The sequence below is a fragment of the Sphingobacterium paucimobilis HER1398 genome, from assembly GCF_000416985.1.
GTDB lineage: Bacteria > Bacteroidota > Bacteroidia > Sphingobacteriales > Sphingobacteriaceae > Sphingobacterium > Sphingobacterium paucimobilis.
Genome location: NZ_ATDL01000007.1, coordinates 107,086 through 122,084, shown reverse-complemented (window position 1 = coordinate 122,084; position 14,999 = coordinate 107,086). Strand labels below are relative to the sequence as shown.

Sequence of the window (14,999 nt, the reverse complement as noted above, 5' to 3'; positions counted from 1 at the left end):
GTTTAAAATTGAACCATAAGAGACAGCGAGTAGGAACGAGGAACTGGCAAAAAAGTATTCCCAAAATTAATGGTTGCAGATGTCGCATCTCTATACGCCATCGCAGACCCTTGCGCTTCGGGATCCTGTCCTTTTAATGCTTTATTTTTCCATACATGCAGATTATTGCCTTGCAAAGACAAGCGAATATTTTGAATACCAGCAGCACGAAGACGAGGTGTAAAATAATCATAACTCACGGAGAGATTCTGTAACCGAATAAAGTCTGCCGAAACCGTGCGCAAATCAGAATTATCATACATTGATCCATTCGTAGGGTTCAGCGCTGTAAGAGCAATATCTTCTCTGGTCTCCAAAACAGGAACATCCGTATTTAACTCATCTCCAGGATTTTGCCACCTATTCACCCATTCCTTTGACATATTCTGGGTAGGATCAGGGAAAGTCAGATAACGACCATCAGATAAATTGCGTAGACGCATCACATTACCAAAACTACCGATGAATAATGCCGACAATGTCACTCGTTTATAGGAGAACGTATTAGTAAAACCGACCTGTGAAGTCGGGTTAATCACACCAGAATAAGCTAGCCCGTCTGTATTAATCATACCGCTCAACACTTTTTCCCCCTCTTTAGCTGTATAAAATGTTGCACGTCCTTGCTCATTCAGTCCTGCATAACGGTAAGACCAAATTCCATCAATCGGGAAATCAATCTTTGCTGTAGCCGAATAATTGGAACGACGTTGATCTGTCATTCCAGCAACAGTCGGTTTAGCATAGATATCTATTACTTTGTTTTTGTTAAACCCAAAGTTCATATTCGTAGACCATCTAAAACTCTCGTTATCGATATTGATCGTATTAAAGGAGAACTCCCATCCTTGGTTTAGCATGGACGCCCAGTTAACCTGTACTTGATCAAATCCTGTTACTTGCGATACCTGACGGCTACCTAATAAATCGAGTGCTTTTTTATGGTACCACTCTACATTGGCCATTAACCTACGTTTGAAAAAGCCCATTTCCAAAGCAATATTTCCAGTATAAGTCTGCTCCCATTTTAGATTAGGGTTCTTCGGAGCATTAATCCTTAAGTAATTAGATGGATTTATTGGATCTACAATACCTATACTAGCCACTAGATCAGAGTAAGCCTGAGCAGCAACATTTCCTTGACTACCATAGGATCCACGCAAAGTAAGGTAAGATACCCAATCTATATCTCTAAGAAATTTTTCTTCTTTCATCTGATAGTTTGCACCAACAGCCCATAAGGGTTGAAAAAGTTCATTTGTCTTCAAGCCGAATCGATTCGAACCATCTGTCCGAACATTAAAACTTACTGTATATCTGTTATCATACGTATAATTCAAGGCTCCAAAATAAGATAGGTTGGCACTTTCGTCAAGACTCTCTCTCCAATAAGGAATTCCCATTTTTTTCATGTAGTCAAACTGCGGCACCAATTGATGTCCTCTATCATGCGAATAGCCATATAACTCCGTAGTTACACTAGTGGTCTTACTTTTTCTCACTTCTTGTCCTACCATCACATTCAGATAGTGTACATTGTTGATCAAAGGGTTATACATTAATTGATTACGAAAAGTAATGGAACCATTATAAGCATTTCTATCTTTTCTATAGCCGCCTTCTTTCCAAGGATATACATAGTCACCCTCGACTATTTCGCGATTTGCACGTTTCCCCATACGTACGAAATAACTATCATCCACAGCTATATCTTCATCCGTCGTACTCTGTTTAGCATAAGAGAACAAGGAACTAAAAGTCAGATCTTTTATGATACGATACTCCAAATCCAAATTTCCTCTCATACCAAAATTTCTGGAATCTCTCCATCCTCTGTCCCTATTCTCCAAAAAGTTATATTCCATACCATTTATATAGAAAGGGTTATAAGAACCATCCTCACGATACGCCGGCATAGCTCGCGTCGTATAAATAGCATATTCAAACGGATTCTCTTTCGAATCTACCGCAAAGAAACTATCATTTTCACGTGCATTGACATCAATAGTCGCTCCGAGCCTTAGCTTATTAAAAATATGAGTGTACACTTTTACAGCCCCTGTATATGTTTTCTGACCTACATCTTTAGCTGTAGCTTGATCATTCAGGTAACTACCAGAAACATAAAATGTCGTTTTCTCGTCCCCACCAGATACACTTAAATTCTGACGGTTTGAAAACGAATTCCGGAATAGATGCTGGAACCAATCTGTATTTACCTCTTCCAAATAGTTAACCTTTTGATTAAACTCGTCCCAGGTCATCCGTTTATCCATCACATCGATAAAATACCGTTCGAAATCTGACACGGTATTATATTCTCCAGGACCAGGCGTCGTAGCCCCAAAAACACCACGACGGATCATTTCCCGATTTACGTCAATACGCTCTTTCGAATTCATCATATACGCATCTTCTATTCGGGGCCTCTCTCCTAGAGTAGCGTTACTTGTAAAATTAATTCTTGTCTTACCAGCTTTACCTTTTTTCGATGTAATGACAATAACACCATTCGCAGCACGCGTACCATAGATAGCAGTAGCTGCCGCATCCTTCAACACGTTGATACTTTCAATATCCTCAACGTTGACCCCGCCAATACCCGAAGCAATCAGGTTACGGTTGGTCATGATATCATCTACGGATACATTCACCGCATCATCCAGTATAATACCATCTACCACCCATAACGGCTGTGCATTACCGCTTAACGTTGCTGTACCACGGATACGGATCTGTGGCATTGCTCCTGGAGCACCTGAAGTACTCATCACCGTCATTCCCGGTACCTGTCCTTGAAGCAACTTGTCAATATTTGGTTGAAAAATCGTCTCCAATTGTTCCATATTGACAGTAGCAACCGATCCTGTCAATGATTTTTTCTGCAAATTCTGATATCCTGTAACTACGACATCCTCCAATTGGTTTTCTACTGCTGTAAGGCGTACCTCGGTCCAGGTTTTTCCTTGTAATGGGATTTGCAAAGTCTCAAAACCCATACTTTTGAATACCAACGTAGCATTACCATTGCTGACATTGATCACATACGTACCATCCACATCGGTACCTACCGTATTGCGTGCATTGTCTTTCTCGCTGACTGTGATACCCGCTAGCGGTTTACCCTTGTAATCCATCACTCGTCCGCGCACTTGCACTTTTTGCTGTGCAATCGATTGTGGCTTTGCGGAGATCACAATCGTCTTATTGTCTATACTATATTGCAACGGCTGATCCCTAAAACAATAATCTAAGACCTCTTGTACCGTTGCATTTTGCATATCGATATCGACCGATCTATTGGATTTGACCAATGATTCATTGTAAAAGAAATCAACGTTACTTTGTTTCTTGATTTCATTAAAAACTTGAGAAAGTGTCATGCCCTTTCTCTTGATGCTGACGCGCTGTGCGAAAGCCGCCATACTCATTTGCGCAAAGGCTAGCGCAACCAGTAAGATAGTTGTACGTTTCCCCAAAGCTATACTTCTCAGTAATGCTCTAGCATTAGATAAATTCATTCAGTAATAATTTATTAGTTCAATATTTACGGTATACGACTGCTTATTCCCATCAAAGCAGCGGTTAGTTAGATTGAATTCGAATTCACGTAAAATTACACCATCAAGACTACCCTCCTTTCTTTTATACCGACAGGTACGATATGATATCGAATCTGACCGGTTCTATTGAGTATTTCCAATACTTCTTCTAAACTTCGTTTTTTAGAGATTGCACCTGTAAATCCATAACCTTTTCCTCGGGTCACGACCTGCACCTCGACACCATACCACCTCGACAATTCATTGCCAATCTGATCAAGACCAGCGTCGAAAAATGCAAACTCACTGTCGCGCCAAGCATTCACCTTGTCCATCTGAGCGGGACCGACCTTAATATTTTCGCCTCCCCAAGTGACCACACTGCTCTGACCAGGCTTTAACGTATAAGCCCTATGTTCCGTAGCAACCTCCACACTTCCTTCCATCAACGTTGTCGTCGTACGATTCTCCCCATAAGCCTTCACATTAAAGTGCGTGCCCAATACTCGCACCTTCTGATCGTTAGAAAACACCAAGAAAGGCTTATCCTTATTCTTGGCAACTTCAAAATAAGCCTCTCCCTCCAGCTCTACTTTACGGACACCTCCGATAAAGTTTACGTCGTAGGTTAGTTTAGAGCTCGCATTCAACCACACTTTCGTACCATCCGTCAGCAATAGGGCACCTATCTTTCCAGCAGGCACACTCACCACTTGAATCATCGGCTCTGTAGCTTCGTTCAGTTTTTTAATTTCAAAGAATGAATCACCATTTTCTTTCTCTGTACTTGTGTATGCCGTTTCCAGACCATCCGACAGCTCGACAACCTCACCATTTGGCAATGTTAATGTCACACCATCCGATACAGGTTTTTGCTTTTGTAGCTCCGCTGCGATTTTAACTTTATCCGCTACTGGTGTTACGGTCTCTTTATTTCGCTGATAGCCGACAAAACCGATCACCACTGCTGCTGCCACCGCTACCCATCGCCACAGAGGTCTCAAGAAATGTATCTTCTCAGGTCTCTCTTCGCCAAAAATGACCGCCTCGATTTGAGGATACTCTTCTCTGGATATCTCCACAATACCCGCTATCCGATCCGACTCGTCATCCTTTGCCTCAAAAACCGCATCAACATACTGTTCTAGTTCGACACGGAACTCCTCATCAGAAAATGTATCCACGAGCCAAGCAGCTTGCTCAGGCGTACATTTGCCCATCAAGTATTGTTCAAAAACTTGTTTTTTATTATACATAACTTCAGTTTTCCTGTGCCGCACTGTGATGCGCATTTATCTATATACGCAGCGATACGACAAAGTCTATGCTCTAAAAATTATTTTTTTCAAAAAAAATATAAATGATATGGGATATCCCTCCAAAGGGACGTTTCAGAAGATGGAGAAATCTATCTATTATTAACCCAAAGCCCCACCAAGGCTACCAATAAGGCAAATAGCTTTTCGCCCAGTTCACTCTTCAGGAAGCGCATTGCTTTGGCCATGTGATCTTTGATCGTCCCCACAGACACACCGTGAGCCTCAGCAGCCTCTTCATAGCTCTTCCCCTGAAACTTACAATACAAAAAGATTTCCTTACGCTTGGATGGCAATCGATCAATAGCTGCGGACAGTGCTTCCGTCATTGATTCGATATGATCGCTCCCATCCTCCATTTCGTAATACAATGTTGCTTGTGTCAACAGTGCCTTGCGAACAGCCTCATTAGATGCGGATTTCCGGAAATAATCCACCACCAGATTACGAGCAATGGTATGCAGCAAAGGCCACACTCCGTGTTCTTGTAGAATACGCTCCCTAATATCCCACAGTCGAACAAACGAAATTTGATGGATTTCCAGCACACTGTCTTCATCAGGAAGTAACTGATTTAATTTATGCAGTAAAGACGGTGAATGCAACTCATAAAGCTTAGAAAAAGCCTCTCTATCTCCCGCTATTAAACCAGAGATCCATCTGCCTTCACCAAATTCTTCCTTTTCCAAGCTACATTACTTTTAACGCAACAAAATTATAAATTTTTTATTAATAACGTTTTAATAAATACTTATGCTACACAACATTCGAGTAATAGGCTATTGTTGCTTTTAAATGAAGGATTAAAATAGTCCTTGTCAGGACAGGACCTTCTTTATTCCTTGATGAATAAAGAAGCAAACAAATCAAGACTGTGTAACCTATGTTCATCACGGCACATAAAGCTACACGTGCGGTTTCCTAGGTCGCCACAACACTGCCCCACTCCATGACTGGAACCCTCTAGTGACTGCAACATGTACGATAATCTATGTGATAGCTTTACGGCCTTAGTCTCCATATGTTACAAGGTCGTCTTTTTCACGTGTAGATTATTGATCGCTTGTTCCCTTCTGTTATTCACAGGCCCTAAAACGGCCTTAGCTTATTTGGTCGTGAAAGTAGGCATGGTGTATGCTACTTCTTGCATGTTGCACTATGTCCAGCAGATCCCAGTCCTTGCGTGGGATTGGAGTGTAAGAGACCTAGGGACTGCGCTTAACACCATGACGTTACTGGAGCAACAAATAAGATACAGCCTTGATTTTTGGTTTCTTTTTATCAAGAAAAATTGCGCAGCAATCTCCGGAGGAAACGAACATGCCCCGCGCCGGCAGAGAGGCGCATAAAAATCCTTCATTTAAACACTCACACTAAACTATTGTGATGGCAAAGGAGCAATTTTAAGCGTCACCGGAAGCCCTAATTCTTTGCGCAAAGCATGCATAAACTTATCTCCGGGATCCCGCTTTGAAGTCATATAAGTAGGATTCGTCTCTTTCCACCAAAGTGTCTTTTTGAAAGCCTGATATTCATGATGACCTATGACATATTCAATAGCATACTTTTCACGAAGGTACTTGATAAGTTTTGTACTGGCTTGCAGTTGCTTTTCTGTCAATGGGTTTCTTGGTGTACCGATATTCTCTATCCCAATCGCACAATAATTAAGCCCTATGGTATGTCGGGCAAATTGATTTTCTTCCAATAGCTGATAAATACGACCATCTCGTCCGATCACAAATTGCGCAGAAACATTTAAAGAACTGGCCGTCTGCAAATCTCTCCTCCCGGGAAGAAACACGGGATTAAAAGTTTTGAACGTAGCTTCTACGCTCATATTTTCGGTATAATGGACTACGACTATGCGTGGTTCGATAAGGGCGGTATCCGCGCGGATACCATGTCTCTTTAACAGGTATTCCAACGAAAGACGCTCTCGATCGGCATCCCATTGAACAGGTCTTTTTACAACAATAGGCTTAGTCTGCGCAGAGAGTTCAGATACCCCTCCGAAGACTAAGCCTATCACTGCTGTTATTATCCATGAAAGTATCTTCTTCTTAATATTCCAAGTTACTCCCATGTATCGTTGTTTTAAAAAAAGCTATTCTTAATTGTGTTGTACACTCTTGGCAATATACTCGCTCTCATTACCAAGACGGTCGATCGCACGTACGGCAACATCATACAGCGTTTTTCCATCTTTTTGCTTTGGCAATTCTAACGAAGTTACGGAAGCATCAAGGATATCAGTAGTCCACACCTCTCCATACCTCGTATAAACTACCCAATGCATCACTTGATCCGGTTGCTTTTGAAGCCATTTTGCAAATACCGTATTTTTCTGATTAGTCAACAACAACGTTGGACGCAGCAATGGATTTGCATTCAACCATGGACTTTTCGGTATCAACGCTTTTTCCTTATATGGACCATTCTTTAGGGCAGGAAGCATAGCTGGATTTTTCGTCAGCCCCGCTATACTCCAGTGTACAGCCCCAGGACTGTTCGGGACAATTTCCCGAGATGCAGCAACCTGATTCACAATCTCCTTTGTCTTATCTGCTGCTCTGACCTCTACCGTATTCAGACCTGGCCACAGGTGTCTGTTATATCTATTCTCCGACTGCCACCATTTTAGCAGCGCTGTAAAACTCTGTCTCTGTGGCTCTATAGGCCAATACAGCTGCGGTGTGAAGTAATCGATCCATCCCTCATTAAGCCACAGCTTCGCATCAGCATACAGCTCATCATACTGAGAAGAACCCGTTACACCTGAAGGGTATCCCGGTTTCCATATTCCAAATGGACTCAAGCCGAACTTCACAAAGTTCTTCTCCACCTTTATCTCTTCGTAAACACGTTTAATAAAGCGGTTGACATTATCTCTACGCCAATCTGCCCGCGACAGGCTCCCGCCATTTCTCTTATAGACGTTCCATGTTTTATCATCTGGAAAATCAGCTCCACCATTGTAACTGGCATAAGGATAAAAATAATCATCAAAGTGGACGCCGTCTATATCATAGCGTTTCACGATATCGTTGACCACCTTAGCTGCGTGATCTTGAGTGCGCTGATCGGCAGGATCAAACCAATACATACCATTACGTAACCGAACGACATTATCAGGTGTACGCTTGACCATCGACTCCGAAGTCACTACACCACCATTGGAGTGATGTGCACGGTAAGGGTTCAACCATACGTGCAACTCGAGCCCACGTTTATGCGCTTCCTGTACCCAAAATTCTAAAGGATCATAATAAGGCTCCGGACGTTTACCAATCTCACCTGTCAGAAAGTAAGACCAAGGTTCGAACTGACTATTGTACATCGCATCCGCCGAAGGGCGCGCCTGAAAAATAACTGCATTGAAATTATTCTCCTTGAGCATATCCAATAAAGCGACCGCTTCCTGTTTTTGTTGCTCTGTAGTCAGATTACGTTTTGAAGGCCAATTGATATTAGCGACAGTCGCTACCCAAGCAGCACGAAACTCACGTGGAATTACCGGCAAGTCAACAACGAGGGACTCTTCTTTCACCACTTTTACGGGGGGCGCCATCTCTGCAGACGTTGCTACCAATGGTGGCTTTGCCTCTTTCTTGGGTGTATCTTTCTGCACAACGACAGGCGCCTGTGGATTTGATACTTCTGTCTCGGCTTTCTTTGTATACTGTGTTTTCTTATTCTTACGCGAACCGCAAGAAAACATAAATACCGAAATTAACATTGCAGCGAACGCTGCGCTTTTAATCGTCTTTAAAGTCATAGTATGCAAAACTACACTTTTTTCGTTAGCCCTACTCAACTTTCTTTCCTTCAAAATACACCTCCTTCACTTTATACTGCTGATCAAAAATCAGCACATTTGCCATTGCTCCCTTATTTAAGTGTCCAATATCTTTTCGTTCAATCAATCGAGCAGGATAAGTAGTCCCCATACGAATAGCCTCATCCAATGGGATCTCTGCTTTCTCTACACAATTCCGAATAGCGGCCAACATACTCAAAGCCGAACCACTCAGGGTTCCGTCGGGAAGCACGTAATGGTCTTCATTGAACAGGTGCTGATAAATTCCCGAATTACAGTTAGTAACCGCGTCAGTGATCAAAAACAAACGTTCTCCCAATTGTTTTTTACTAATCTTGACCACCTCATAATCCACATGGATACCGTCTGCCACAATCGAAGCACACACCGCCTTATGGTTAAATACTGCCCCAGGCACTCCGGCCTGTCGATGGTGCAAGGACGACATGGCATTCCAAAGGTGGGTTGCCGCTTTTATCCCCTTGTCAAATGCTTTCGAAGCTTCTTGAAATGTAGCATCCGTATGACCGGCACTGATCAAAACGCCTTTCGACAGCAGGTAATCTAGACACTCCTGCGCCAACAATTCGGGAGCAACAGTTATAATCCCGACAACATCTTCATTACCTTCAAACAGATGTCTTAATGTAGACAGGTCAGCTTTAACAATCAATTCTGCGGGGTGGGCACCTCTCTTCTTCGGATTCAAGAACGGGCCTTCCAAATGCAGTCCTAGTGCTACACGAGGCGAAGCATCTTTAAAAACACGAATAGCCTTATCGAATACTTGAATGGTATTCGTTGCCAGTGTCAGGTAAAAAGAAGTACAACCTTGTTTTAATAGGGTCTTCTCGATATAATCCAATGCGTCGGCACTCAAAGTCTCAGAGAATAGATTCCCCCCGGCACCATAAATCTGTAAATCGATAAGGCCAGGGCAAATATGGCACCCCTCCACATCCACCTTTTCAAATTCATCAGAGACCTCACTGACAGGCACTGTTCCCATTACTTTATCGCCCGAAATCAACAGCGCTTGATCTTTTATAATATCATAATCAGAATAGATTGTTCCGTTATGTAAAGCCAGCTTTCTTTCCATAGTGCAATATAAAAAACTTTCATGATTCCTTCTGTTCACCAACAGACATGAAAGTTCTTGATGTCCATTAAAGACAGACACTTTCAGAAAAAAAAGAAGGTTTAAAATAGTCCTTGTCAGGACGGGACCTTCATTTTTGTCTTGACACAAAAACGAAGCAAAAAAGTCAAGGCTTGGATATTGTTACGCTAAAAACAGTTCGAAATCCAGAATGTATTTGAGCCGTTTCACTTCTTAAATCCATTCTCGTTGGATTTCTTCTGTTTTCTTAACGCGACAACATCCTAGGCCGGTTTGGAGCCTGTGGATAGCAAAAGGAATAAGCAATCAATAATCTACACGTGAAAAAGACGACCTTGTAACATATGGAGACTAAGGCCGTAAAGCTATCACACAGATTATCGTACATATTGCAGTAACCAAGGATTTCCAGTCTATGGGCGGGGCAGTGTTGTCGCGACCTAGGAAACCGCACGTATAGCTTTATGTGCCATGATGAACATAGGTTACACAGTCTTGACTCTTTGCTTCTTTCTCGTTCAAGGAGAAAGAAGAGCCCTGTCGCGGCTCGAGCGACAAGAAGATGTTGATTTTAAACCTTCTTAAAACTTTGACCTTATCAATTTACCATCTGTTCAAAAGTAATACAGAAAGTTTGTAACTTCGTTTCACACGAAACCGCAGACTATGGAGAAATCAAAACAGCATACAAACGGCAGCATAAAAGCCATGCGTATTATCAATACCATTGCTATTAGCGTTTTTGTCTTAGGAATCCTTTATAAAATATTTATAGCTAAATAATAATGTCACAAAAAGAAATCTTCAACACAGACAAGGCTCCTGCAGCGATCGGACCTTACAACCAAGCTATCAAAGCAGACAAAACATTATATGTATCCGGTCAGGTACCTTTCAATCCAGAAACGATGGAGTTGGTCACTACGGGCGTAGCAGATGAAGCCCATCAGGTATTAAAAAATGTAGGCGCCATCTTAAATCATGCCGGCTACGATTTCAAAGATGTTTGCAAAGCGACCATCTTCTTATCCAGCATGGATGACTTCGCTACAGTCAATGAAGTGTATGCGCAGTACTTCAACGAGAACCAGCCTGCACGTGAGTGTGTAGCAGTAAAAACATTGCCCCGTAATGTAAATGTCGAGATTTCGGTTATCGCCTGGAAGGCATAGCTCCAATACCACAATCTTTACAACCGAATTTTAGCCCTGTCCAGACAGGGCTTTTCTTTTATTAGAAATAGCTGTAGCGATTTCATACCGATCACCGTACTAGTTATAATACAACTATAAATTCAAAAAAAATGGCAAGAACTAACCTCTTATTTTGCTGCTTATTGGGTATTATCACCTTATTTGCTGCCTGTAACAAAGACGACAATAACGACAAATACCATGAACTCATTCGTCTTGCTGACCTCAAATTGCAAGAAGCTATCAAGTTAGCGGAAAATCAACCTTGTAAACCGATAGAAGAATGGCGGATAGACACACTCCCCTACCGATATGTGCCCGTACATCCCAGTTTTGAAAAAGAATACAACAGCCTTATCAAAGAATACCGGGAACTATCCGAGCAGGCATACAAAGCTTACAAACCTGGAAAAAATGACCCTTTAGTATATAACACTACACCAGTTGAGTTGGCTCCCCACTTTGGATTACGCTGCAAAGAAGGTAAAATGATTGTGGCCAACGCAACGGACCTTGAACTCACCGAGATTGACCAATTATTAGATGAACTATTTCCACAAGTCGTTGGCTATTTTAATGATGTTCCTTGTACCGATGCCAGTAAATGGTCTATCGCTACTATTCTCAAGGACTGTGAATTTATACAATTTCCCGTTATTAACACCCCTGATTCTCGTGCTTTCGGAGAATTAGCGACCAAATACAGCCACCTTTATCAGGTTAAAAAATACCGCACAGAAATGGATTGTCCAAGCAGCAATGCAAACCCTGCAAAAGAAGTTATTTGTAAAGACGGAAAAGCTACGCTTGTTTATTAAGAAATCTTATCCCAGGATATCCCTGGAGCCCGTTGATTCAGATACGCTGCCAATTGCTGGTGCTGTGGTGCCAGCAATTGCGCATCTTCTTTAAAGATTTCAATCACCCGACTGCGAGCCTCGCTCAATATAGCCTGATCCTTCGCCAGGTCTGCAATTTTCATTTCCAACACGCCCGACTGCTGTGTTCCAGAGAGATCACCCGGCCCCCTAAGCTCCAGATCGACTTCAGCAATCTCAAAACCATCATTGGTACGTACCATAGTTTCTAGGCGCTTACGTCCCTCTTTGCTCAGTTTATTGCCCGACATGAGGATACAAAAGGACTGCTCTGCCCCCCGGCCTACACGCCCACGCAACTGGTGCAATTGAGAAAGGCCAAACCGCTCCGAGTTTTCAATGATCATAACCGATGCATTGGGTACATTGACCCCCACCTCGATCACCGTCGTAGCCACCATGATCTGAGTCTCTCCCTTTACAAATCGCTGCATCTCAAAATCCTTATCTTTTACGGGCATCTTTCCATGCACAATACTGATATGATATTGCGGCAGGGGGAATTCCCGCATCAATCCCTCCAGCCCTGCTTCTAGATAAAGCAGGTCCATTTTTTCACTCTCTTTAATCAGTGGATATACAATATAGACCTGTCTGCCCTTTGCCACCTCTTCCCGTATAAAACCAAATACACGCAAGCGCTGATTTTCAAAAAAGTGAACCGTCTTAATCGGCTTACGTCCGGCAGGCAGTTCGTCAATGATAGAGATATCAAGATCACCGTACAGCGTCATCGCCAGCGTACGTGGTATAGGAGTCGCCGTCATGACCAGCATATGCGGCGGAATCACATTCTTACGCCACAGCTTCGCCCGCTGCTCCACACCAAATCGATGCTGCTCATCGATCACGACAAAACCTATATTCTTAAACTTCACCTTATCTTCTATCAAGGCATGGGTTCCGATAAGAATATCCAATGTCCCTTCTTCCAAGCCCTGATGTATCAATCGCCGCTCTTTGGCAGGAGTAGAACCCGTAAGCAGCTTAATGGAACAGATATCATCACCGACAAGCTCTTTCAAACCATTATAATGCTGCGTTGCCAGAATCTCCGTCGGTGCCATCATACAGGCCTGACAACCGTTGTCCAAGGCGATAAGCATACTCATCAGTGCCACCACCGTTTTACCAGAACCTACATCCCCCTGTACCAGACGGTTCATCTGTGCACCAGTATTCGTATCCTGCCGGATTTCCTTGATCACCCGCTTTTGCGCATTCGTCAGCGGAAAGGGCAGTCGCTCGTTAAAAAAAGTATTGAACCGATCGCCCACCCTATCAAAGCGATGTCCCTTAAACTTTTGGGTATTGAGTTGCTTATTGCGCAGCAGACGCAACTGTATAAAGAACAGCTCCTCGAATTTCAACCTCCTCGTAGCTGCATTCAGATCGTTGACCTGTTGGGGAAAATGTATAGCCAGCAGCGCTTCCTTATGCCCCATAAGACTATGCTTTTCCAGAATATAAGGAGGCAGGGTTTCCTCAATACTATGATATACGGCTTCCAGCGCTGTCTGCTGAAGCTTTTGAATACCTTTCGTATCCAGATTGAATTTCTTTAATTTTTCGGTGGATGAATACACCGGCTGCATCGTCATATTGCCGACTTTCTTCTCGGCAGAACTGTACAGCTCCATCTCGGGGTGTGTCATCGAAATAGCTCCATTGAACTCAGTCGGCTTACCATAAATAATATAAGGACTGCCGATTTTGAGGCTTTTCCGGAGCCATGGTATACTCTGAAACCACACCAGTTCCATGCTACCCGTTTCATCCCGAAACTCCGCGACCAACCGCTTACCACGTCGCTCGCCTACTTCTTTCAGTGAAATCAAACGCCCCAACACTTGTGCTCCAATGAGATCAGCATGTACTTGTCGGATTTTATGGAATTTGGTACGGTCTATATAGCGAAATGGATAGTACTGCAACAGGTCACCAATAGTAAAGAGCAGCAGCTCTTTTTTTAACACATCAGCTTTCTGCGGACCTACCCCTTTGAGGTATTCTATGGGAGTTATTAACGATAAATTAGCCATTCCTAAGAACGGCTAATTTACAAAAAATATATAGAGGATAGTATGGTCTACTGCAAGCTATTAATCCGATTGATCAATTCTTGTTTCGTCGAGGTAGCTATATCTTGCTGCTCGATATGAATAACCGCATCGGCTGCAATAGTCACTTTCTTAATACTGTAAGCCAGCGCTCCATTACTCTCTGAGACAAAAACCACATGCAAAGACATACCGATAGGCACAAAACCATAGTGCTCTGTAAAAAATTTACCTGCCGAATCCCAAGTATCCAATTGAGCCAACAGATTAGGTTGATCCTCATAAGCAAGATACACACCTGTGTTGTCGTTATTATATCCTGCCGGAAGAGTCACTTTAATCTTTGTTTTAGGCCGCGGATCACTATAAAAACGGTCTACATTGGTCCAACCAAACGCAGTGCCCCATATCGAATAAGTTGTATTTTCACCATTCATATTCAGACCGCCTTCTTTATCTCCCGGTTCGATTTCATCCCAGGCCAAGTTTCCATCCTGATCGATAATACCATTCCAAAGTTTCATGTCATTATCCAATCCTCCGGTATGTGAAGCAGGCAGAGATACGCTAAAGACACAACCTGAAGTCAGCTCCTTATCCCCCTGTGTAATTTTGAGGTTATACTGCCCGCCAGTCACCAGCGGCTCTTTCTTGCCGTCGGCATTGATACCCATCACAGGCTTATTGGCTACAACCATATTACCACGGTCATAGATTTCGACGAATGACAATGTCGCATCGCCTGTCGCCAAAGCACCACTCTGATCACGAAGACAATTGGCACTGATCTGTATCCTAGCCCCTTTAGCTGTCGTAAAATCAAGTCCATCAGCAACTTTAAAATCTTTTTTCTGTGTCAGATCAGCCAGAGCCTTAGCTCTCATATCTTTAAAATTCGCTGTAGATGGTGCCGCTATGGTCGGAGCCGGGTCAGCACCATCATTCTTACATGAAGATGCGATAAAAGATACGGCCAGCAATGCCACTAATAGTCTGGAAGTAAAGTTTGTTTTCATATCATTATAAGT

Annotated in this window: 10 protein-coding genes; 2 read left to right on the top strand and 8 right to left on the bottom strand. The window is 42.8% G+C overall.

Translation table 11 applies throughout. The features are described from left to right. Positions 1–2 precede the first annotated feature (2 nt). The 6 genes from M472_RS29330 to nagA all read right to left on the bottom strand — a co-directional run bounded on the left by M472_RS29330 (position 3) and on the right by nagA (position 9,819). The gene (locus M472_RS29330; protein WP_021069438.1) at positions 3–3,560 is read right to left on the bottom strand and encodes a SusC/RagA family TonB-linked outer membrane protein; all 3,558 of its coding nucleotides are present in this window, start codon (positions 3,558–3,560) and stop codon (positions 3–5) included. A gap of 95 nt (positions 3,561–3,655) precedes the next feature. Next, entirely contained in the window at positions 3,656–4,837 is a 1,182-nt protein-coding gene (locus M472_RS44415; protein ID WP_158499880.1) for a FecR family protein, read from the bottom strand. A 152-nt stretch (positions 4,838–4,989) separates the two neighbouring features. Next, on the bottom strand, positions 4,990–5,586 hold the full coding sequence (locus M472_RS29325) for an RNA polymerase sigma factor (RefSeq protein ID WP_021069435.1): 597 nt from the start codon (positions 5,584–5,586) through the stop codon (positions 4,990–4,992). A 689-nt stretch (positions 5,587–6,275) separates the two neighbouring features. Beyond that, positions 6,276–6,983, bottom strand: a complete 708-nt coding sequence (locus M472_RS29315; protein ID WP_021069433.1) for an N-acetylmuramoyl-L-alanine amidase — start codon at positions 6,981–6,983, stop codon at positions 6,276–6,278. 27 nt (positions 6,984–7,010) lie between these two features. Continuing rightward, a complete protein-coding gene (locus M472_RS29310) occupies positions 7,011–8,675 on the bottom strand; it encodes a glycoside hydrolase family 10 protein (protein WP_021069432.1) in 1,665 nt (554 codons plus the stop codon). Positions 8,676–8,706: 31 nt separating this feature from the next. Continuing rightward, positions 8,707–9,819 carry an N-acetylglucosamine-6-phosphate deacetylase gene (gene nagA, locus M472_RS29305; protein WP_021069431.1) on the bottom strand — a complete coding sequence of 371 codons (1,113 nt, stop codon included), beginning with the start codon at positions 9,817–9,819 and terminating at the stop codon, positions 8,707–8,709. An 806-nt stretch (positions 9,820–10,625) separates the two neighbouring features. Between nagA and M472_RS29300 the strand changes: the two genes are divergently transcribed. Beyond that, on the top strand, positions 10,626–11,012 hold the full coding sequence (locus M472_RS29300; protein WP_021069429.1) for a RidA family protein: 387 nt from the start codon (positions 10,626–10,628) through the stop codon (positions 11,010–11,012). 131 nt (positions 11,013–11,143) lie between these two features. Further along, positions 11,144–11,851 (top strand): hypothetical protein, encoded by a 708-nt coding sequence (locus tag M472_RS29295; RefSeq protein WP_022829287.1) that lies wholly within the window; start codon positions 11,144–11,146, stop codon positions 11,849–11,851. Here the strand turns inward: M472_RS29295 and recG are convergent. Together recG and M472_RS29285 are read right to left on the bottom strand one after the other, a co-directional pair. Further along, a complete protein-coding gene (gene recG, locus M472_RS29290) occupies positions 11,848–13,953 on the bottom strand; it encodes an ATP-dependent DNA helicase RecG (RefSeq protein WP_021069427.1) in 2,106 nt (701 codons plus the stop codon). The two genes, M472_RS29295 and recG, sit on opposite strands and share 4 nt — an antisense overlap. A 47-nt stretch (positions 13,954–14,000) precedes the next feature. Further along, a complete protein-coding gene (locus tag M472_RS29285; RefSeq protein WP_021069426.1) occupies positions 14,001–14,987 on the bottom strand; it encodes a hypothetical protein in 987 nt (328 codons plus the stop codon). Positions 14,988–14,999 lie beyond the last annotated feature (12 nt).